General features: G+C 66.6%; 18 protein-coding genes. 3 read left to right on the top strand and 15 right to left on the bottom strand.

Features of this window, described 5'->3' with window-relative positions:
• The first annotated feature begins 201 nt into the window (after positions 1–201).
• Together ettA and AC27VL_RS15820 are read left to right on the top strand one after the other, a co-directional pair.
• Positions 202–1,866 (top strand): energy-dependent translational throttle protein EttA, encoded by a 1,665-nt coding sequence (ettA, locus tag AC27VL_RS15825; protein ID WP_100551534.1) that lies wholly within the window; start codon positions 202–204, stop codon positions 1,864–1,866.
• Between the two features lie 160 nt (positions 1,867–2,026).
• A complete protein-coding gene (locus AC27VL_RS15820; RefSeq protein WP_025876668.1) occupies positions 2,027–3,343 on the top strand; it encodes an NCS2 family permease in 1,317 nt (438 codons plus the stop codon).
• A gap of 99 nt (positions 3,344–3,442) precedes the next feature.
• Here the strand turns inward: AC27VL_RS15820 and AC27VL_RS15815 are convergent, their stop codons facing one another.
• The 4 genes from AC27VL_RS15815 to AC27VL_RS15800 form a co-directional block, all read right to left on the bottom strand.
• Complete coding sequence (locus tag AC27VL_RS15815) at positions 3,443–4,477, bottom strand: fimbrial protein (RefSeq protein WP_488767298.1); 1,035 nt, start codon at positions 4,475–4,477, stop codon at positions 3,443–3,445.
• Positions 4,468–7,032 (bottom strand): fimbria/pilus outer membrane usher protein, encoded by a 2,565-nt coding sequence (locus AC27VL_RS15810; protein ID WP_100551532.1) that lies wholly within the window; start codon positions 7,030–7,032, stop codon positions 4,468–4,470. Before AC27VL_RS15810 ends, AC27VL_RS15815 begins: the two co-directional genes overlap by 10 nt.
• Positions 7,033–7,124: 92 nt before the next feature.
• Positions 7,125–7,853 carry a fimbrial biogenesis chaperone gene (locus AC27VL_RS15805; protein WP_089238705.1) on the bottom strand — a complete coding sequence of 243 codons (729 nt, stop codon included), beginning with the start codon at positions 7,851–7,853 and terminating at the stop codon, positions 7,125–7,127.
• A gap of 86 nt (positions 7,854–7,939) precedes the next feature.
• Positions 7,940–8,479, bottom strand: coding sequence for a fimbrial protein (locus AC27VL_RS15800; protein ID WP_049469455.1), 540 nt, complete (start codon positions 8,477–8,479; stop codon positions 7,940–7,942).
• Between the two features lie 421 nt (positions 8,480–8,900).
• On the opposite strand from AC27VL_RS15800, the gene AC27VL_RS15795 reads away from it, so the two are divergent.
• Entirely contained in the window at positions 8,901–9,266 is a 366-nt protein-coding gene (locus AC27VL_RS15795) for a hypothetical protein (protein ID WP_488767296.1), read from the top strand.
• Here the strand turns inward: AC27VL_RS15795 and pncB are convergent.
• The 11 genes from pncB to xpsH form a co-directional block, all read right to left on the bottom strand.
• The gene (gene pncB / locus AC27VL_RS15790) at positions 9,257–10,444 is read right to left on the bottom strand and encodes a nicotinate phosphoribosyltransferase (RefSeq protein ID WP_100462865.1); all 1,188 of its coding nucleotides are present in this window, start codon (positions 10,442–10,444) and stop codon (positions 9,257–9,259) included. The genes AC27VL_RS15795 and pncB overlap by 10 nt on opposite strands.
• Positions 10,445–10,561: 117 nt before the next feature.
• A complete protein-coding gene (locus AC27VL_RS15785; protein ID WP_488767294.1) occupies positions 10,562–11,401 on the bottom strand; it encodes a glycosyltransferase family 2 protein in 840 nt (279 codons plus the stop codon).
• Positions 11,398–12,252: a glycosyltransferase family 2 protein gene (locus tag AC27VL_RS15780; protein WP_165376236.1), complete on the bottom strand. Its 855-nt coding sequence runs from the start codon at positions 12,250–12,252 to the stop codon at positions 11,398–11,400. Before AC27VL_RS15780 ends, AC27VL_RS15785 begins: the two co-directional genes overlap by 4 nt.
• 577 nt (positions 12,253–12,829) lie before the next feature.
• Positions 12,830–15,043: a type II secretion system secretin GspD gene (gspD, locus tag AC27VL_RS15775; protein ID WP_488767292.1), complete on the bottom strand. Its 2,214-nt coding sequence runs from the start codon at positions 15,041–15,043 to the stop codon at positions 12,830–12,832.
• 9 nt (positions 15,044–15,052) lie between these two features.
• Positions 15,053–15,841 (bottom strand): general secretion pathway protein GspN, encoded by a 789-nt coding sequence (locus AC27VL_RS15770; RefSeq protein ID WP_100551528.1) that lies wholly within the window; start codon positions 15,839–15,841, stop codon positions 15,053–15,055.
• Positions 15,831–16,550 carry a type II secretion system protein GspM gene (gspM, locus tag AC27VL_RS15765; protein WP_488767290.1) on the bottom strand — a complete coding sequence of 240 codons (720 nt, stop codon included), beginning with the start codon at positions 16,548–16,550 and terminating at the stop codon, positions 15,831–15,833. The genes AC27VL_RS15770 and gspM overlap by 11 nt, the downstream gene beginning before the upstream one ends.
• Positions 16,525–17,694, bottom strand: a complete 1,170-nt coding sequence (locus AC27VL_RS15760; RefSeq protein ID WP_488767288.1) for a PilN domain-containing protein — start codon at positions 17,692–17,694, stop codon at positions 16,525–16,527. The genes gspM and AC27VL_RS15760 overlap by 26 nt, the downstream gene beginning before the upstream one ends.
• Positions 17,691–18,554, bottom strand: a complete 864-nt coding sequence (locus tag AC27VL_RS15755; protein WP_100551525.1) for a type II secretion system minor pseudopilin — start codon at positions 18,552–18,554, stop codon at positions 17,691–17,693. The genes AC27VL_RS15760 and AC27VL_RS15755 overlap by 4 nt, the downstream gene beginning before the upstream one ends.
• Positions 18,551–19,183 (bottom strand): type II secretion system protein J, encoded by a 633-nt coding sequence (locus tag AC27VL_RS15750; protein WP_100462858.1) that lies wholly within the window; start codon positions 19,181–19,183, stop codon positions 18,551–18,553. Before AC27VL_RS15750 ends, AC27VL_RS15755 begins: the two co-directional genes overlap by 4 nt.
• The gene (gene xpsI / locus AC27VL_RS15745; protein ID WP_100551524.1) at positions 19,180–19,599 is read right to left on the bottom strand and encodes a type II secretion system protein XpsI; all 420 of its coding nucleotides are present in this window, start codon (positions 19,597–19,599) and stop codon (positions 19,180–19,182) included. The genes AC27VL_RS15750 and xpsI overlap by 4 nt, the downstream gene beginning before the upstream one ends.
• Positions 19,596–20,090, bottom strand: coding sequence for a type II secretion system protein XpsH (gene xpsH / locus AC27VL_RS15740; protein ID WP_100551523.1), 495 nt, complete (start codon positions 20,088–20,090; stop codon positions 19,596–19,598). Before xpsH ends, xpsI begins: the two co-directional genes overlap by 4 nt.
• Between the last annotated feature and the right edge of the window lie 6 nt (positions 20,091–20,096).

The raw sequence follows: 20,096 nt of genomic DNA, 5'->3' as shown, positions 1-20,096 counted from the left end.
ACGGTTTCCGGCTGGAAACGCTTCCCGCTGCGGGACTGTGACGGGGTATTCAGGCCGCGGCCAGCCCCGGGCGCTCAGGCCAGCGCGGGCCGGAACCGGTTCCGGCTATAATTGGGGGTATTCAATTCAATCTGTGCCCGCTGCCGCAACGGGAAGTTCCCCGTGACGGACCGGGCGCAGGGTCGCGCCTACGGAGACCTCATGTCCTCGCAATACATCTACACCATGAACCGCGTGTCCAAGGTGGTCCCGCCCAAGCGGCAGATCATCAAGGACATCTCGCTGTCCTTCTTCCCGGGCGCGAAGATCGGCCTGCTGGGCCTGAACGGCGCCGGCAAGTCCACCGTGCTGAAGATCATGGCCGGCGTGGACACCGATTTCGAGGGCGAGGCCCGTCCGCAGCCGGGCATCAAGGTCGGCTACCTGGCGCAGGAACCGGAGCTGGACCCGACCAAGACCGTGCGTGAAGCGGTGGAGGAAGGCGTGGGCGAAGTGCTGCAGGCGCAGTCCGCACTGGACGCCGTGTACGCCGCCTATGCCGAGGAAGGCGCTGATTTCGACGCGCTGGCCAAGGAACAGGAACGCCTGGAGGCGATCCTCGCCGCCGGTGACGCGCACACCCTGGAAAACCAGCTGGACGTGGCCGCCGACGCGCTGCGCCTGCCACCGTGGGAGGCCATCGTCGGCAAGCTGTCCGGCGGTGAAAAGCGCCGCGTGGCATTGTGCCGCCTGCTGCTGCAGAAGCCGGACATGCTGCTGCTCGATGAACCGACCAACCACCTCGACGCCGAGTCGGTGGAATGGCTGGAACAGTTCCTGGCGCGCTACACCGGCACCGTCGTGGCGGTCACCCATGATCGCTACTTCCTGGACAACGCCGCCGAGTGGATCCTGGAACTGGACCGTGGCCGCGGCATTCCGTGGAAGGGCAACTACACCGACTGGCTGACCCAGAAGGACGAGCGCCTGAAGCAGGAAGACAACCAGGAGAAGTCCCGCCAGAAGGCCATCCAGAAGGAACTGGAGTGGTCGCGCCAGAACGCCAAGGGCGGCCGCACCAAGGGCAAGGCCCGTCTGGCCCGCCTGGAAGAGCTGCAGTCGGTCGATTACCAGAAGCGCAACGAGACCAATGAAATCTTCATCCCGCCGGGCGAGCGCCTGGGCCAGGCGGTGATGGAATTCAAGAACGTTTCCAAGAAGTTCGGCGACCGCCTGCTGTTCGACAACCTGAACTTCCTGGTGCCCTCGGGCGCCATCGTCGGCATCATCGGCCCCAACGGTGCGGGTAAGTCGACCCTGTTCAAGATGATCACCGGCAAGGAAAAGCCGGACACCGGCGAGATCGTGGTCGGCCCGACCGTGCAGCTGTCCTATGTCGACCAGAGCCGTGACGCGCTGGAAGGCAACCACAGCGTGTTCCAGGAAATCGCGGGCGGCCTGGACATCCTCAACATCAACGGCATCGAGATCCAGTCGCGCGCCTACATCGGCCGCTTCAACTTCAAGGGCCAGGACCAGCAGAAGATGGTCGGTTCGCTGTCCGGTGGTGAGCGTGGCCGCCTGCACATGGCCAAGACCCTGCTGCAGGGTGGCAACGTGCTGCTGCTCGATGAACCGTCCAACGATCTGGACATCGAAACCCTGCGTGCGCTGGAAGATGCGCTGCTGGAGTTCCCGGGCAACACCTTCGTCATTTCGCATGACCGCTGGTTCCTGGATCGCATCGCGACCCACATCCTGGCGTTCGAAGGCGATTCGCACGTGGAGTTCTTCCAGGGCAACTACCGCGAGTACGAAGAAGACAAGCGCCGCCGCATGGGCGACGACGCTGCGCCGAAGCGCCTGCGCTTCAAGGCGCTGAAGTAAGGCAACCGGAAAGGCCGCGCTCGCGCGGCCTTTCTCATTTAGGTAGGTCACCACCGTTGGTGGTGAAGGAAGGCGTACCGACCAACGGTCGGCACCCACGTTCTGCATTTGGGTAGGTCACGACCGTTGGTCGTGACACCTTATTGTCGTGAGAACCCCCATGTCCCTGTTCGAACGCCTGTTCCAGCTGCAGCAGCACGGCACCACCGTGCGCACCGAACTGCTGGCCGGTGTCACCACGTTCCTGACGATGTCCTACATCGTCTTCGTCAATCCCGAGATTCTCGGCACCACCGGCATGGATGCAGGTGCGGTGTTCGTGGCCACCTGCCTGGCCGCCGCGCTGGGCTCGGTGGTGATGGCACTGGCGGCCAACTTCCCGGTGGGCATGGCGCCGGGCATGGGCTTGAATGCGTTCTTCGCCTTCACCGTGGTCGGTGCTGCCGGCCTGCCCTGGCAGCAGGCGCTGGCGGCGGTGTTCATTTCCGGCCTGGTGTTCCTGGTGCTGTCGCTGACCGGCGTGCGCGCGTGGCTGGTGTCGGGCATTCCGGCCTCATTGCGGTCGGCGATCGTGGCCGGTATAGGCCTGTTCCTGGCGATCATCGCGCTGCAGAAATCCGGCGTGATCATCGGCAACGAGGACACGCTGGTCGCGCTGGGCCCGCTCAATACCGCGCCGCCGTTGCTGGCACTGGGCGGCTTCCTGCTGATCGCGATCCTGGAAGCGCGGCGTGTGCGCGGCGCGATCCTGATCGGCATCCTGGCGGTGACCGCGGCCGGCTGGGCGTTGGGCGATCTGCAGTACCACGGATTGGTGTCGTTGCCGCCGAGCCTGGCACCGACCTTCCTGCAGCTGGACCTGCCCGGCCTGCTGCACCACAACGGTGGTGCACCGATTGCGGTGCTGCTGCAGGTGGTGCTGGTGTTCGTGCTGGTGGAGGTGTTCGATGCCACCGGCACGTTGTATGGCGTGGTCGGCCGTGCCGGCTTGCTGAAACTGCCGGGCGCACAGAAGCGATTCGGGCGCGCGCTGCTGGCCGACAGCACGGCGATTGTCGCCGGCTCGCTGCTGGGCACCAGCAGCACCACCGCCTTCGCCGAAAGCGCCTCTGGCGTGCAGGTGGGTGGCCGTACCGGTTTGACCGCGCTGGTGGTGGCCGCGCTGTTCCTGGCCGCACTGCTGTTCTCGCCACTGGCGGCGATGGTGCCCGGCTATGCCACCGCGCCGGCGCTGCTGTTCGTGGCCGGGCTGATGCTGCGTGAACTGGTGGAAGTGGACTGGAGCGACCTGACCGAGTCGGTGCCGGCGGCACTGTGCGCGCTGGCGATGCCGTTCACCTATTCCATCGCCAACGGCCTGGCCTTCGGCTTCATTGCCTATGCCGCGCTGAAGGCGGGCACCGGCCGCTGGCGCGAGGTGCATCCGGCAGTGTGGCTGGTGGCGGTGCTGTTCGTGCTGCGCTACGCGCTGGAGTAAGCCGGTGGCTGTTGCCGGCCGCTGGCCGGCAACCTCACATGCCTCGGGAATCCTGCAGTTGCCGGCCAGCGACCGGCACTACCCGATGCCGCGTGGCCTTCACTCGTACTGGATGGTGAAGGTTGCCTGCCCGTTTGCAATACCGGCACCCACGGTACCGGCCTGGGTCTGCACGTAGCGGGCGCGCAGCGGCAGGCTCAATGTAGAGCTGCCGACCGTCGTCGTGCCGACGTTGATGGTCTGGCCGAAACGCACTTCGCGCTCGCTGCTGCCATCGCGCTGCACCATCTGGATGCCGATGCGCGTAGCGCTGTTGGCAGCGGCGCTCAGCTTGAGCACGCCCGGCATGTTCGAACCATCCTGGTCGGCATCCAGGCGGATGCCGACCTTGCTCTGGAACTGCGCAAGGTTGCTGCCCTGGCAGTTCAGGCGGATGTCGAAATCACGGTTGACGGCCTTGGAGCCGACGCCGGTGAAGCTGGTGTTGGGCACGCTGCCGAAATCCACCGGGATGTTGCGGCTGCCGGCCTGTACTTCGCAGGTCGGGCTGACCACGGTGGTGCCCGAACCCTTGAAGGTGGAGGTCAGTTCCGGACGGCCGGGACCGTCGCCATCAAGATAGTAGGTGGTGAAACGACCATTGGGCGCGATGGTGCCCGAACCGGTCTGCGCAGCAGTCTTGATCAATTCCACCCGGAAGCGGCCGCCATTGAGGGTCAAGTTGCGGTTGCCCCCCAATTGCAGGGTGTGGGGGTAATAGGTCTGGATGGAGCCCGAATCGCGATAGACACGAATACCGACACCCGCTACGTCGGTGGCATAGACATTGCTGAAGCCTGGCACAGCGCTCTGCTGCGCAGCGTTCACGAAGCGACCGTTGGCGCTGCCACCCCAACGATCACAGTAACCAATGTTGTCGCGCTGGTTGATCGGCACGATCAGTTCCTTGATCACACCACCGACTGGCAGATTGGGCAGGATGACGATCTGACCCATGTCCATCTGCACGTCCTGCGCGACGAACCCCTGCTGGGTGATATAGCAGGTGGCCAGCGCCGGGCCGGCCAGCAGCACGCCGCCAAGCACGGCCAGGGTGGCCAGCGCCTTGCGGCCACGGAAGAGAATCATCGGCATGCTGCCTCCAGCGGGATGAAGCCGGTCTTGGACGCATCGGCGCCCGCCGGTACCTGGTAATCAACCGTGCAGCGCTGGTCAGCACCGGAGCCCCATTCAACCTGCAGGCTGCCCTGGTTCTTCTCGCTGCGCACGTACAGGCGGCCGCCCTGGCTGACCATGCCCACCGGCTGGCCAGTTTCGTCCTTGACCTGCGCGCCGAACGGCAGCGTGCGACCGTCGGCGTTGCGCACCTGGATCAGCAACGCGTTGCCCTTGCGGGTGTCGAAGCGCAGGTAGCTGATGGCACCGGCGAACGGAGCGATCGACTGGCTGCTGCTTTCCAGCTCGACATCGTGAGCCATGCCCTGCGGGTCCAGGGTCACGGTGTTGAGACGATACGGCGACACGTAGGGCACCACGGCGTAACCGCGACCATCGATGCGCAGGCCAGGCGCGTTGCTGACCATGGCATCACGTGCACCCGGTGCCTCGACCAGCACCATGGTTTCACCGCGCTGCGGGGTGAAGGTGACGCCACCCGGGTGCATGACCAGGCTGCCGTTGGCACCGAACGATGCCTGGCGGAAGTCACGCGAATGGCCGTAGGTCGCGTTCAAAGCGGTGTAGCGGCTGCGGTACTCGGCATTGCCGACGGCGGTGGTGCCACCGTCGCGGGTATCGGACAGGGCCACGCCGTAGCTGAAGTTGTTGTCCACGCCTGCGGCGCCGGTGATGCCTACGCGACTGCTGTCGTAGCCACCGCGTTCGCGCACACCGACATCGGCACTGAGCGAGACCGGGCGGGTTCCGCGGCCCAGCGGCACGCTCATCGACAACAGGTACTGGGTATCGGAACGGCCCAGCGCACCTTCTTCGGTACGCAGTGCGGAGAAACCGAAGTTCACCGAGCGCCAGGCGTTGTTGTAGCCCACCTGGTACTGCTTGGCAGTACCGGGGCGATCATAGAAGTCACGCACCGAGCCGGTCACGTACAGCGCGCCCCAGCGACGGCCGAGCGGCTGGTTCAGGGTCAGCTGGAACTGGCTGCGCTGGCGGCCGCGGGTGCTCGGATCGATGCCACGATCATCGGCGTCGCGTGCATACAGCGCATCCTGCAGGCTGTAGAAGCCTTCAGTGGAATAGCGGTAAGCAGCCAGGGTCAGGTTGGTGCCGGTCTCGCCGATCATGTTGCTGTAGCTCAGGCGCACGCTGGCGCCGGTGCTGTTGCCGTAATGATCGAACGAGGTACGGGCATGGGTGACATCAGCGGCGAAGGCACCCAGCGGCGTGGACACGCCGATACCGTACAGCAGCGAGAGGTAGCCATCGCTCAACGCGCTGCCACCGTACAGGGTCAGCTGGTTGCCGATGCCGCGCTGATAGGTGCCCTGCATCAGCCACGGCTCATCGCGCAGCTGCTTGTTGCGGACCTGGCCGGCAGTAATCGCATAGCGGGATACACCGGCGCGCAGCATCTGCGGCACCGAACCGAACGGAACCTTGAACTCGCGGCGACGGCCATCGGCTTCGACCACGCTCACTTCCAGGTCGCCGCCGTAACCGGTCGGGTACAGGTCGTCGATCACGAAGTTGCCCGGCGACACCGAGGCCGAATAGATCAGCTGCTGGTTCTGGCGCACTTCGACGCGCGCATTGGTCTCGGCGATGCCACGCACGATCGGCGCGTAACCGCGCAGCGAATCGGGCAGCATGCGATCGTCGCTGGCCAGGCTGGCACCGCGGTAGCCGATCGAATCGAACAGCTCGCCGCTGGTGTAGGCCTCACCCAGGGTGAGCATGCCGCGCACCTGCGGAATACCGCGTTGTGCATAGGTGGCGATGCTCTGCCAATGACGGCCGTCGCCTTCGTTCCAGGTGAGATTGGAATCGTGGCGGAACTGCCAGCCGCCCAGGTTCAGGCCTGCGTTGAGGCCCAGGTAGGCGCTGCGGTTGCGGTTGCCACCGTCGGTGCGGCTGTCACTGTCGATCGCATTGAAGCTGTAGCCAACGAAACCGGCATTGATGCCGCGGTCCCACAGTGCGGGATTGACGTAGCCTCGTGCTTCGCGGCGCATGAACGCCTGCGGGATGCTGAGGTCGTAGCGCAGGTTGCCGCTGTCATAGGTACCGTAGGCGTTGGCCATGCGCTGCTGCACCGGCACGCAGGTGCTCTTGTCCAGCGCTGCGGACGGATCCTGCTGGAGCAGGACCGCTTCGCTGTCCACGCCCAGCTCTTCCAGCGTCGCGACATCCAGGCAGGCATCGACACGGCCCTGCGCATCTGCCTTGAACTGCAGATCGCGGCGGCCCTGCCATGCGCCGTTGACGTAGACGTCGACGCGGTAGTTGCCGGCAACCATCGGGTTGCCATTGGAGAACGCTGCCAGGTCGACCTGCTTGGCCTGGCCAGACAGGAAGCTGGAATTGAACTGCGCCTGTTCCGGCGCACGCGCCGTTGCCGCACCGCTCTGCGCCATCAGCGCCTGTTCGCCGAGATTGGCCGGTGCAGCCAGTGCCCATCCTGGGCAGGCGACGCCAGCAGCCAACAGGCAAAGCGCCTGATGGATCGACAATGTCAATCTGTTTCCGATCACACTGACATTCCTTCAATTCGCCGCACGGCGGCAGTTGCGGGATGCGCAGGCCAATGGCCCACGCGGCGCTTTCAGCCCCCGGTAGCGGACAGGCGGATCGTGTGTTCGACCCGGCCGCCGTAGTCGTTGATGGTGATGAAGCGGACCTGCTCGATGCCGGCCGGAGCCGCGAAATCGAGGCTCTGCTTCGGTGCAACCATCTTTCCCTGCTCTTCGACCGGTCGTTCGCCGCTGCCGGTCACGGCATGCACTTCAGCCAGGGTCACGTGGAAGGGACTGGGGTTTTCCACCCGCAGGCGATCACCGCTGCGGGTCCAGCGCAGTGCTGCAGGCGCGTCGTTGGCGACGCCCTTCAGGCCCTGCGGCCGATAAAAAAGTTTGAGGCGCGAACGAAACGCGACCTGCAGGTAGTTCTGTTCGCCACTGTCGGCGCTTTCCGGCGACGGCGGCACATCCAGCACGTTGAGCCAGAACACCGATTCGTGGTCGGTCGGCAGCTGCGCGCCAGAGAAGATCAGGCGCAGCGCCTGGCTGCGACCGGGCTCGACACGGCTGATCGGCGGCGTCAGCACGAACGGTGCATCACTGGTATCAGCGGTCTGGTTGGCGTCGCCACTGTCGACCCACGCCTGCACCAGCGCGGGCGAGTCGCCCACGTTGTCGACCTGCACGGTGACTTCGCGCGATTGCGCCGGGTAGATCACTCGCGTGCCATTGACCACCACGCCGGCCAGAGCGTTCTGGCAGAAGGGCAGCGTGAACGCTGCCAGCAGCAGCGCCCGGGGAAAGATTGCTTTCATCGGAATTACTACGCTCGAGATGTGTGGCCAGGGGCCGCGAAGCACTGGCCGGCGCGTACGCCGGCCAATGCGGGGTACGGCTACGATCAGTTGTAGATGATCGTGTACTTGACGTTGCTGGTGACTTCACCGGCAGTCGCGGCGGCGGTCGCGTAGTACTCAGCGTAGTAGTTCAGGTTGGCGGTGCCATCGGCAGCAACGGTCACCCACTGCGAGTTGTCCTGGGCCTGGTTGGCGCCCGAGGCCTTGACCGGCAGGAACTGGTTGTTCGAGCCCAGCAGCTGCAGCTGCACGTTGCCGGCAGCATTGGCCGCAGCCTGGTTGTTCAGGCGGCCGCTGTTGAAGTCAACGGTCGAACCCGGCTCGAAGTAGGTAGCGACGTTGCCGGCGCTGCACTTGGTCAGGTTGATCGCGAACGGGGTACGACCGGCGACGGCACCGGCGGCAGCCAGGGTGCTCTTGGAGACCGTCGGCAGGTTGACAGAGAAGTCCTTGCCACCCGGGGTCGAGATGGTGCAGGTCTTGTCGGTGACCTTGCCGTTGAAGGTGATGGTGCCGTCGGCAGCATTGGCGGCCAGCGGAGCGGCAGCCAGCATCAGAACCGCGATGAATTTGATCTTGTGCATTGCTTGTACCTAACCCTACTGAAGAGATGGAAAGTAGAGGAGGAAGCAAGGAGCACTGCCGGGCATCGGACCCTTCCTTGCGTCTCACCTGTCGCCGGATTCGGACGTACCTCTCCCTGAATCCGTGACGCAAGTATATGCATAAATGTGACCCAGTTCTCATAATTTTTTATGAACACAACATCTTGACGCCAATAAATTGACGTGATAGCTCAAAAATGGCGGATGCCCGGGAAGCCAAGGCAGGCTTAGCGTGCGACGCAAATGGCACTCGATCGTCGACCGATTTTGCAGGTAAAAACGGCGTTATTTGACGCACATCACCCTTCTCGGGTGATGGCCCTAGCAGAACGAAACACTGCCTATCAATGACTGTTCGCGGTTGTCGCTAACTAGGACACACCGAACCAGAGAACGTGTCATGAAGAGCTCGATCCTGCTGTGCGTGGTCTTGATGTCCGTCAGCGCACTGGCCCAGGCCAGCAGCGGAAGCGTCCGCTTCAGCGGTCGCATCGTCGATCCCGGCTGCACGACGCGCCTGTCCCAGCAGGAGCTGAGCCTGGAAGCGTGCCCGCCGTCGGCCAAGGGCGCCAAGGTGGCGGTGACGGCGCTGGGCGAAGGTGAAACGGCAACGCTGCGCGAAGGTGGTCGCCATGGCCAGCAGCTGGCCGTGGCCGCACGCACGATGCGTGCCGGCGACCTGTCGTTCTCCGAGCGCTATCGCCTGGAAGCCTCCCAGCGCCAACCGCTGCGAGGCGCCTATCTGGTGGTGGTCGACTACCCCTGAGCCGGGTCCGGCAGTTCGAACACCTGCCGCAGGTAGGACAGGTAACCCGGGTCATCGCACATGCTCTTGCCCGGTGAGTCACTGAGCTTGGCCACCGGCTGGCCATTGCAGCGGACCATCTTGATGACGATGTTGAGCGGGGTCGGCCCCAGATCGTTGGTCAGATGGGTACCCACGCCGAACGCCACCTGGCAGCGGCCGCGGAAGTAGTCGTACAGGCGCATCACCTTGGTGATGTCGAGCCCATCGCTGAAGACCAGCACCTTGCTGCGCGCGTCGACGCGGCGCTGCTGGAAGTGGGCCAGCATGCGGTCGCCCCAATCGAACGGGTCGCCGGAATCATGGCGCACGCCATCGAACAGCTTGCAGAAATACATGTCGAAGTCGCGCAGGAACGCATCCAGCCCGACCACGTCGGACAGCGCGATGCCGAGGTCGCCGCGGTACTCGCGCGCCCACGATTCCAGTGCCGCCACCTGCGAATCGCGCAGGCGCGGACCCAGCGCCTGGAATGCCTGCAGGTATTCGTGGGCCATGGTGCCGTGCGGGGTCATGCCGTACAGGCGGGCGAAGTGCACGTTGCTGGTGCCGACCAGCTGCGGGCCCAGCGCGTCGCGCAGCAGCGGCAGCAGGCGCGCATGCCAGTCGCGCGAATAGCGGCGGCGGCTGCCGTAGTCGGCGATGCGGCACTGTTCGAAGCCGGGGGTATCGCGCAGCAGCGCGGCCTTGGCCTGCAGCCGGCGTTCGCCTTCGGCGAAATCCGCCGTGGTGGTGTTGCGGAACCAGACTTCGTTGATGATCGCCAGCAGCGGCACTTCGAACAGGATGGTGTGCAACCACGGACCGGTGATATCCAGCTCGATCTCACCAGGCACCGTCTTCGACGCACGCAGCTGGATGTACTTGCGATCCAGGTGGAACAGGCCGAGGAAGTCGGCGAAATCCGGCTTCACGAAGCGCAGGCCGCGCATGTAGTCCAGCTCTTCATTGCTGAAGCGCAGGCTGCACAGGTGGTCGATCTCCTCATCGATCTGGTCGATGAAGCGGGCCAGCTCGATACCAGGTGTGCGGCATTTGAAACGGTATTGAACCTGCGCGCCGGGGTGCTGGTGCAGCACCGCCTGCATCATGGTGAACTTGTACAGGTCGGTGTCGAGCAGGGACTGGATGATAGGCATGGCTGGAATTATGCGCCTGTAGGGGTGAACCGGGGTCCGCGGGGAGGTGGAGCCCTATCGCACGGCGTGGCTCTGCAGTAGATCCACGCCATGCGTGGATGATCCTGACGCAGCGGGTTACAGTGACCTGCGCAGCAGCCTCGGTACCTGCACCAGCGCGTGGGCCCAGATCGCGCCCCACACTGCCACCCGCACCGGCAACGACCGCTGCGGCCCTTCGAACTTGCTGAAGTAGCGCCACAGCCCGCGATGCTTGTGCCATTCCACGAAGAACGGCCGCGAACGGCTGGACACCCCGCGCACATGGGTCACCTTCAGGTCGTTGGCGATGGCGACCACGCCACCGGCATCACGCACGCGGCGGCACAGGTCCAGGTCTTCGGCATGCAGCCGGTAACCGGCATCCCAGCCGCCGATGCGATCAAACAAGGCGCGCGGCATCAGCAGCAGCGCACCGGACAACGCCGGTACCTGCTGCAACGGCTGCACCGGGTCGCGGGCAATGGCCAACCGCGCGCCGCGCCCGGGCGAGCGCAGCATGGCGAGGAAGTCCGGATCACGACGCCTTACCGCGTCATCGGCCTGGCCGTGCTCGTCCACCTGCTCCACACCCAGCAGACTGTCGCCCACCGCACCGGCGCGGTCACGCAGTGCGGCGAGGGTATCGATTTCGACCATCAGGTCGGGATTGATGAAGGCCAGCCACGGGCTGCGTGAATCAGCAACGCCCTGATTGTTCGCTGCGGCGAAACCGGGATTGTCCGGGTTGGCAATGAAACGCACGCGCGGATCGTGGCTGGCGTGGCGCTGTATGACTTCCAGGGTGTCATCCAGCGAACCGTTGTCGATCACCCGGATCTCGGCCACGTCCTGCGCCTGGCGCAGTCGCGACAGGCAGGCATCGATGGTGCTGCCGCTCTGGTAGGTGACGACGATGGCGGCAATGGCGGAATTCAAACAGGCGGCTCCAGCGGTGATGGCGGCACGAACAGGTCGCCCTGCCCGCGCGGCATTATCGCCTGCTGCAGGTTGTGCTGCAGGTCCTGGCGCAGCGTGTGCAGCGGATCATGCATCAGGAAGTCAGCCAGCCGCGGTACCCAGCCCGGCCAGCGCGCGGCCAGTGCCTCCAGATCGCCGTCGCGGCTGGGCGCTTCACTGGCACGGCTGACGAAGGCGTTTTCGCACAACACGTTGCGCCAGCCGAGGCCGGCCATGCGCAGGCTCAGATCGACCAGCGCCGCGTTCCAGCCCAGGTAGCTTTCTGCATCCAGGCCACCGGCGCGCCGCCGCGCATTGGCGCGCACCAGCACCGCATGAGTGACTGCCGAGGGGAGTTCAGGATGCAGGGTCGGCAGCGCCGCGCAGACGTGGGCCAACAGCGCCGGGTCGCTCGGTTCGGGGTTGAGTTCACCCAGCCGCGGCCAGGCAGCGGTTTCGCCCACATTGCACCACGGCGTGGCGGTGGCGATGGCGGCGTCACGAGCGAAGGTGGCCTGCAACTGCTGCAGCCATCCCGGTGCAGGCACGCTGTCCGGGGCCAGCACCGCGACGTCCAGGCCGTCGCAGGCACGCAGCATTTCGTCCAGATGGGCGACCTCGCCGAGGGGTCTGGCGCGGCGGGTGTATTCGGCCTGCAGCGGCGTATGTGCCAGCCAGTGTTCGACCACCGCCTGTGCACGTGGCCCGGCTTGCGCGTCATCGCCCAGCCAGATCGATGTCCCCGCTGCGGTACCGGCATCGAGCGCGGCCAGGCAGCGGTCAAGCACCGCGTCGTCCACGCCGAGCGGCAACAACACGATCGCCCCCATCCCGCCTCCGTGGTTGTCGGTGGCCACAGCGTAGCATCGGGTGGGTGTCGGCCGGGTTGCACCCGGCACCTGCAGAGGCCGCAGCAACGGCGACAGCAACAGCCGAAGCGGGTTTCCTGTGGGATGGCGGGGTGTGTCCGGTGGCGGGGGACGCCGTAAATACGTCCCTGTAGGCTCGGTCGCGCCATCCATGGCGCTCACGCCCCCGCCACCGGACACACCCCGCCTTCGACAGTTTCCCGCGAACTGTCGGAACGACTCTTGGGGTCAGATCCGTTTTCCGCAGGAAAACGGATCTGACCCCAGAATTTCATTCGATATCTGAAAGAGATTCATCCACGCATGGCGTGGATCTACTGGCCACCGGCCAACTGTCGAAGGTGGGGCACTGTGGGTTTGCGGGGTGTGAGCCGCATGGATGCGGCGACCAAGCCTACATGGACGTATTTACGGCGTCCCCGCAAACCCACAGTGCCCCGCCCTCCCCCAGTAAACCCGCTGTTGCTGTTGCTGCTGCCGTTGCTTCGGCTTCGGCTTCGGCTTCGGCAGGTGCCGGGCGCAGCCCGGCCGAACCCCCTTACTTCTTTGAGCCCGGCTGGTTCAGCGGCTCCATCGCGCGGAAGCGCTGGCTGTATTCGTCGGTCAGGTTGCGTGCTTCCTGGCCGTTGCGGACGATGGTCGGGGTCAGCAGCACGATCACCTCCGAACGACGGCTGGTGCGGCTCTTCTGGCCGAACAGCGCACCCAACACCGGAATCCGGCTGAGGCCGGGAATGCCGCTGCTGCCATCAGTGGCCGAATCGGTGATCAGGCCAGCCAGCATGATGGTGTCCCCGCTCTGCACCGCCGCCTCAGTAGCCAGCTTCTTGGTGGAGATGCGCGGATTGCAGTTGCGCTCCTGCGGATTGCAGTTCTCCGGTACGTCGGAGGCGCTGCTGATCTCCTGCACGATGTCCAGGAACACCGTGCCGTCGCGGGTTACGCGCGGGCGCACCTTCAGGATCACGCCGGTGTCGATGTACTGCACCGAGCTGTAGCTGCTGGTGCCGATGCCGGTGTTGACCGTGGTGGTGTTGATCGGCACCTTGTCGCCCACGTTGAGCGTGGCTTCGGCGTTGTTGCGCACGAACACCGAGGGTGTCTGCAGCAGGCGCACGTCGGTGACCTTGTCCAGTGCGCTGACCACGGCCGCACCGTTGTGCCCGGTAAATGCCCAACCGGCGCCATCGGTGCCGGTCACCGCACCGGCGAAGGTGTTCCAGGATCCGCCGGCCGCCGCCGGCAGGGACAGCCCAGCCAATGCTCCAGTCAGCGCGCGCCCTGCCACGGCGTTGTCGAAGTACCAGTTCACGCCGTACTTCAGGTCGCCGGTCAGCCCGACCTCGGCCACCTGCGCTTCGATGTGCACCTGCAGCGGCATCACGTCCAGCTTTTCGATCACCTCGCGGATCGAGCGCCAGGCCTGCGGCGTCGAACGCACCAGCAACGTGTTCGTCTCTTCCACCGCCGACACGCCGACACGATCGCCCTCCACTTCCAGGCTGATGCTGACGTTGCCCGACTGGCGCTGCGGCAGGTTCAGGCTGCCGGCGCTGCTGCCACTACCGCTGCTGCTGCCGCCACCCACCGTGTTGTTGAAGCTGCTGCCGTTGTTGGCGTCCATGCCGCGGTCGCCATCACTGCCCAGCTGCGACGGAATGGCGCCCGGTGCCAGCGATGCCGGGCCGGCGCCGCTACGGTTGCCGCTGCTGGCAAAGGCTTCGCTGAGGCGTTCAGCCAGATCGCGTGCCTTGATGTAACGCAGTTCATGCGAGAACAGGCGCGCGCTGCCACCGGCGGTATCGATGCGGTCCAGCCACTGCTGGATCTGGTCCAGGTAGCGCACCTGCGGGGTGATCACCAGCACGGCGTTGGCGTTTTCCAGCGGCAGAAAACGGAACATGCCGGCGCTGGGCGTCTTGCTCTCCTCGCCGAATACCTTTTCCAGATCGGCCGCGACCTGCTCGGCCTTGCCGGACTGGATCGGGAACACGCCCACCGACATGCCCGAGAGCCAGTCGACGTCGAAGATCTCGACGGTGTGCAGGTAGTTCTCGAGTTCGGCACGGGTGCCGCCCAGGGTGATCACGTTGCGGCCGCTGTCGACGTTGACGATGGCATTGGGCCGCGCATAGGGCTCCAGCACCTTCTTCATCTCGGTGGCGGAGATGAACTGCAGCGGCACCACGCGCACTTCAAAGCCGCGTGCACTGGAGGCGGGCGCAGTGCTCGGCGCCACGGTCCCGGCCAGTGCCTGGTCGGCGGCGACGATGTTGTAGCGGCCACCGCTGTAGACCATGCGGGCGTTGTTCCAGCCCAGCACCATCTCCAGCAGGTTCAGTGCCTGTGCCGGCGATACCGGCTTGGGCGTGGCCAGGGTCACTGTGCCCTGCACCCCCGGGGCAATCACGTAGTTCTGGCCGAGCATGTCACCGAGGATGGCCTTGACCACCGCGTGCACCGACTCGCCCTCGAAGTTGAAGGTGGCTTCGCCGGAGCTGGCCGCATGCAACGCGGGCGACGGCTTGCGCGCGGCCTCGCGGTTGATCATGGTGCCGGTGCCACGGCGGATCACCGCCTGCGGCGTCCCCTGGGCTTGATCGGCCGCTTCGGTCTGCGCATCGGTGGCGGCCTGACCGGCGCTGGCCGATGGCTGCAGGTTGCCGTTGCGTTGCACATGCGGGGCGGACACGGTGCTGCAGCCGACCAGCAGTGTCAGGGCAAGGGACCAGGGAAGAAAACGCAGATTCATGCATTCACTCTATCGGTTGGTGCCATCGCCCGGGGGCGGCGACGGTTGTTGCTGCTGTTGCTGCAGCTGACGGCGGCGGGCCTGGATGCGTTCGCGGATGGCCTGCATCTGCGCTTCGCTGGGACCGTTGGTGTTGGCAGGTGGCGCGGCGGCCGCGGCCGGTGCAGGCGACGCGGGAGCCACGTTGCCATCGGTGGCACGTGGGTTGGGCTGGGTCTGGCTGGGCGCCGGCTGTGGCGGCGGCGGCGGAACCACCGCGCCGGGCACAGGCGGTGCGCCATTGGCCCCGCGCAGGACCGTCGGCGCTTCACCGCCCTGGCCATTGAACACGGCGAGCTCCAGCACCTGGCTGCCACTGGAGCCGATCACCGTGGCCTGGCGTGGTTCCAAGGCGACCAGTTGCCAGCCATCGACTGCATCGCCATTGAGGCGCAGGCGCAGCGAGCGGCCCTGCTCGGTGGTGAAGGTGGCCATGCTGAAATCGCGGGTGAGCAGCACGCCGGTCAGGCGCAGCGCGGGGCTGGCGGCGGCTTCGCTGCCCCCCAGCAGATACGGGCGCGGCTTGCGGTCTTCGGCGAACAGGGGCCGTTCGCTGATCACGCTGTAGCTGTCTGCGCCGGCCATGCGTTCGGGCGCCAGCACAGGCAACGCCGGCAGCGCGGCCTGGGCATCGCCCTCCGTGCTGACCGTGGGCAGCTGGCTGCCAAGGCCGAAGCCGGTGGCCAGCCAGGTCGCAGCGGCCCATCCGGCCACCGCCAGCAACAGCCCGGTGCGCAGGTTGATCTGTTCAAGCTTCATCGGCCACCTCCTGCGCATCGGCAGCAGGCTGATCCGCCGGTGCCGGTACAGGTGCCGGCGGCGACACCACCGGCGCCGCTGCAGGTGGCGTGGTCACGGGCGCTGTGGCGGGATCGGCAGCCGCACCTGGCAACAGGTAGCCGGCCAGCTCGAAGGACACATCGAGACCGAGGCCGGATTCGTTCGGCGATTGCTGGAAGCGCTGTGCGATCAGGTTGAGGTTGTCCACGAACAGGCGCGGGCTGCCGGTCTCCAGGCTGTGCAGGACGGTGGCCAGTTCGGCCACGCCACAGCGCAGGCGCACCTGCATGGCCACGCGCACGAAGGCGGCATCGCGACGGTTGTCGCTCAATGGCGTGCGGTTGCTGATGGTGCAGCTGCGGTTGCCCGGGCTGGCCATCGCCACCGCATCCTGCAGGCGTGCGCCGAGCGCGGCCGCAGCGGCCTCGGCGGTGGCTTCCTGCAGGAACCCCGGGCGCTGCTGCAGGGCGTCGCGGGTCGCGCGCAGCCTCTGTTCGATCTGCGGCTGCTGTTGCAGCTGCGCCTGTACGCGCTGCTGGCGTTCGCGCAGGGCAGCGGCATCGGCGTCGATCGCGAGCAATGGCTGGGTGAACCACGGGTGCACCAGCAGCAGGTAGGCCAGGCCCAGCACTGCCAACAGCAGTGCCAGTGCCAACCAGCGGTCACGGCGTGCGCTTGGCATCGGCATGGGCCGCCTCCGTGGTTTCAGTCGGGGCGGCTGCGGGCGCAGGTGCCGCCGAAGGCAATGGCTGCAGCTCGGCGGTCAGGGTGAAGCGGTCGCGGCCACTGGCGGCACCATCGGCCTGCAGCACGCCGGTGAGGTTGACCTTGCGCCATTGCGGCGCGTCCTGCAGCAGCGGAACCAGCTGCGATGCTTCGCTGCTGAGGCCGATCAGCTGCAGGCTGTTGTTCTCGATCGCCAGTTTTTCCAGGTAGGTGCCATCGGGCAGGCGTCGGGTCAGCTCATTCCACACTTCAACGGTACTGGCGCGCTGGTTGCGTTGTGTTTCCAGGAACGCCGCTCCGTCCAGCAGCGCCTGCAGCTGGCTGCGTTCGCTGGCCACGCCACGCGCACTGCGGGCGCTGCGCTCGACCTCTTCGCGCAGTGCATCGACAGCAGCGCGGCGGTTGTCCAGCAGCTGCATCGCCGCCAGCACCAGCATCACCAGCGCCGCTGCGGCAAGCAGCAGGTTCCAGCGCCGCATCGGGTCCGGCCGCTGCTGACGCTGCGCGGGCGGCAGCAGGTTGACCTGCAACGTGCGGCCCTGTGCATCGATCGCATCAACACCGGCCAGCGCGTCAGCCCAGTCGCCGATCTGCGCACGCCAGTCATCGAGCTGACGCAGCGGCCACGCCACCAGTTCCACCTGCAGCAGGCCTTCGCCGGCACTGCCCAGTTCACGGATGTCATAGCTGACCTGGCTGGCTTCGAACGGTGTCTGCCGGTCGATCTCGTAGCCGACCACCGCGCGCAGACGGTCACCGGCCGCGGCGGGCAGGCGCAGCGTGCGCCGCAGAACCTGCCCGGCGGGCAGCAGCCACACCCGTGGCAGGCTGCGCAGGCGCGGCTCCAGCACGCGGTCCAGGTCCGCCGGTTGCAGCGGCCACGGAAGACGGGCCACGGGCTCGAGGCCGTCACCGGTTTCGCGCCAGACCTGCAGCTGCCCGTCTTCGCACTGCAGCAGCAGGCGGGTCTGCGACCAGCCCAGCGCCCATTGCCAGCGCATCGGCACCCAGGCCAGCAACGACTGCCGCCACCAGCGCAGGAAACGGCCGGCACCGGGGCCGATCTGGCCCTGCACCTGCCGCAGACTGTCCTGCCAAGCCGTCATCTTGCTGCCATTCCCTGCTCCCAGCGAAGCACTGTGTAGGTCCGGCCGGGCACCCCGCCCGATCCGTTGCGCACCACCGCCTGCAGCACCGACAGGCGTCCGCTGCCGTCAGTGGCGCGGGACTCGATACTATAGGTGCCACTGCTGCTGGCAAGCGCCGATGCACCCGCAGCGTTATCTCCGTCACGCTCCTGCTGGGCGCGTTGCGCCAGCAGTTGTTCCGCATCCAGGCCCATTGCCGTCAACACCGGGCCACCGGCGAAGCGTGGATCCGGGCGCGCCTGCCGGCTGTAGAGCGTCAGGTGCGGCAGCATCGCGGCGTACAGCGACCCGCGCATTCCCAGCACCCGCTGCAGTTCGCCCAGGGTTTCAAAGCGCTTGTTGCGCGGGCCGTAGGGCAGGCCTGCGGCGGCGTACTCGGGCGCCTCGGCACCGCCACCGGGCTGCAGCAGACTGTCTTCGTCGCGCCAGTCGATGATCGCACCGGCCAACTGCCTGGCGGTTTCAGCCGGCTCGCCCAGTGCCTGCATGAATGCGGACAGCAGGGCCGCATCCGCCAGGTTGAGGTTGATCTTGCCGTTCTCGTCCAGCACCCGGATCTCGATGCGGGCGTCGTCGAACTGCCAACGATAGGCCCGGCCGTCGGCCTGCCACGGCGGACGCTGCGGGTCTGGCTGCAGCCGCAGCAGTGCGTATTCCAGGCCCGCGCGCGCGCGCTCCTGGCCGCGTGCATCATCACCGAGCACCCGCTGCTGCAGGTGCTCGACCCGTGCGCTGAGCGCAAAAGCGCCGACCAGCGCGGTCATCAGCGCGATCAGCCACAGCACCAGTACCAGCGCGGCACCACGTGGACGCTTCATCGCGCGCCTCCGCTGCCGCCGGCGCGCAGTGCCACCACCAGCGGCGGCCACGGCGTGCCCCTGCTTGGCACGATCTGCACTTCCACCAGCAGCGGCAGGCGCCGGGTGTCATCCCAACGTGGCAACCATTCGGTCATCTGCCCGTTGCTGGCGTCGACACCGCGATAGCGCAGCCGTACATCCTTCAAGTCCTCCGCCAGCACTTCGGGCGGGCGCGGCGGGCTCTCTTCGATGCGCTCGCCTTCCTGCAGCAGCACCAGCTCCAGCAGCAAGCGGCGGTGGCCGGCTGCGCCATCCACCTGCAGCGCATGGAGGTACGGGCCGCCGCGACCGAGATAGCCCGGCAGATCGGCTACGAACTGCATGCCCCGATCATCGCCCTGGAAGAACACCGGTTCGCGGGTGGGATCGGGCACTTCCAGCGGGCTGCGCAGGGCGCTGGCGAGCTGGCGCCGCAGCAGGGCCTGCACTGCGCGCATGCGTTCGCTCTGCGCGGCAATCTGCTCACCGCGCTGGCTGATCGCCATCGCCGAGCGCACGCTGGCGAACGCCAACGCCAGGCCGCCGGCCAGCAGCACGGTGGCCAGCATGACTTCGATCAGGGTGAAGCCCCGCGCGCGGCGCCTCATCGCGCATTCTCCAGCGCAGGCGGCAACAGGCGCAGGCTGCGCCAGCGCAACTGCTCGCGCTCGCCGTCGCCCCAGCGCACCTGCAGCTGCAGTTCCGCCAGCCAAGGCGTACCCGGCGACTGCGCAGCGGGCAGCGCACCACTGCGCGGCTCGGCCCAGGGCTGCACCTGCAGCTGCCAGTGATATCGCCCCTGCTCCCACTCGCCCTGTTGGCTGCCGGCCTGCAGTGGCGTTTCCACGCCAGCGGCAGCCAGCAACGACTGCGCGTGCAGCACCGCGCGCGTGCGCAGCTCGGCATCACGCACCTGGCGCGCGCCACCGGACAGGCTGCCCAGCAACAGCGTCAGTGCCAACCCAAGCAGTGCGAAGGCAACGATCACTTCAAGCAGGGTGAAGCCACGGGCGCGCGACCTCATTGCGCCCGCCACGGTCCGGAACGGACTTCACCGGTCAACCAGCCCACATCGATGCGCCACTCGGCGCTCTCCAGCTGCAGGCGGATGCGGCCGCCGCTGGAGCCACCGTCGGGATGGAATTCGATCACGCCCTGACCGGGTGCGGTGGCCAACTGCGCGGCACCTTCGAACTGCACCTTCAGCTTGGCCGGCACTTCGCCGTGTCGCTGGTTGGCGCCCTGCCAGCGATGCTGTGCCGGTTCGATCACGAAGCGCTGCGGCTCACCGCGGGCAATCGCCTGCGCGCGCACCATGCGCAGCTGGTTGGCGATGTCCTTGCCGGCACTGCGCAGCTGCATGCCAGCAAAGCCGCGCGACATGCCAGCGGCGGTGATCAGGCCGATGGCCGCGATCAACGCGATCACCAGCAGCATTTCCAGCAGCGACAGGCCTGCTGCGCGCCTGCCGTGCAGGCGCGGGCGTGACAACCGGCGCGGCAGGAAAAGCAGCATGCGTGC

It is taken from the genome of Stenotrophomonas sp. 14P6.2.3, assembly GCF_057799055.1.
Note: the sequence above shows the minus strand (reverse complement) of the source record. Positions and strands in the feature narration are given on the sequence as shown.

What these genes read in the sequence shown, in the direction of transcription:
- AC27VL_RS15780 (WP_165376236.1), bottom strand. Translation starts at nt 12,252, where the DNA reads ATGGGGGCGATCGTGTTGTTGCCGCTCGGCGTGGACGACGCGGTGCTT.
- AC27VL_RS15800 (WP_049469455.1), bottom strand. Translation starts at nt 8,479, where the DNA reads ATGCACAAGATCAAATTCATCGCGGTTCTGATGCTGGCTGCCGCTCCG.
- xpsH (WP_100551523.1), bottom strand. Translation starts at nt 20,090, where the DNA reads ATGCTGCTTTTCCTGCCGCGCCGGTTGTCACGCCCGCGCCTGCACGGC.
- AC27VL_RS15750 (WP_100462858.1), bottom strand. Translation starts at nt 19,183, where the DNA reads ATGAGGCGCCGCGCGCGGGGCTTCACCCTGATCGAAGTCATGCTGGCC.
- gspD (WP_488767292.1), bottom strand. Translation starts at nt 15,043, where the DNA reads ATGAATCTGCGTTTTCTTCCCTGGTCCCTTGCCCTGACACTGCTGGTC.
- AC27VL_RS15815 (WP_488767298.1), bottom strand. Translation starts at nt 4,477, where the DNA reads ATGCCGATGATTCTCTTCCGTGGCCGCAAGGCGCTGGCCACCCTGGCC.
- ettA (WP_100551534.1), top strand. Translation starts at nt 202, where the DNA reads ATGTCCTCGCAATACATCTACACCATGAACCGCGTGTCCAAGGTGGTC.
- AC27VL_RS15770 (WP_100551528.1), bottom strand. Translation starts at nt 15,841, where the DNA reads ATGAAGCTTGAACAGATCAACCTGCGCACCGGGCTGTTGCTGGCGGTG.
- AC27VL_RS15755 (WP_100551525.1), bottom strand. Translation starts at nt 18,554, where the DNA reads ATGAAGCGTCCACGTGGTGCCGCGCTGGTACTGGTGCTGTGGCTGATC.
- AC27VL_RS15760 (WP_488767288.1), bottom strand. Translation starts at nt 17,694, where the DNA reads ATGACGGCTTGGCAGGACAGTCTGCGGCAGGTGCAGGGCCAGATCGGC.
- AC27VL_RS15820 (WP_025876668.1), top strand. Translation starts at nt 2,027, where the DNA reads ATGTCCCTGTTCGAACGCCTGTTCCAGCTGCAGCAGCACGGCACCACC.
- gspM (WP_488767290.1), bottom strand. Translation starts at nt 16,550, where the DNA reads ATGCCGATGCCAAGCGCACGCCGTGACCGCTGGTTGGCACTGGCACTG.
- AC27VL_RS15795 (WP_488767296.1), top strand. Translation starts at nt 8,901, where the DNA reads ATGAAGAGCTCGATCCTGCTGTGCGTGGTCTTGATGTCCGTCAGCGCA.
- AC27VL_RS15805 (WP_089238705.1), bottom strand. Translation starts at nt 7,853, where the DNA reads ATGAAAGCAATCTTTCCCCGGGCGCTGCTGCTGGCAGCGTTCACGCTG.
- xpsI (WP_100551524.1), bottom strand. Translation starts at nt 19,599, where the DNA reads ATGAGGTCGCGCGCCCGTGGCTTCACCCTGCTTGAAGTGATCGTTGCC.
- pncB (WP_100462865.1), bottom strand. Translation starts at nt 10,444, where the DNA reads ATGCCTATCATCCAGTCCCTGCTCGACACCGACCTGTACAAGTTCACC.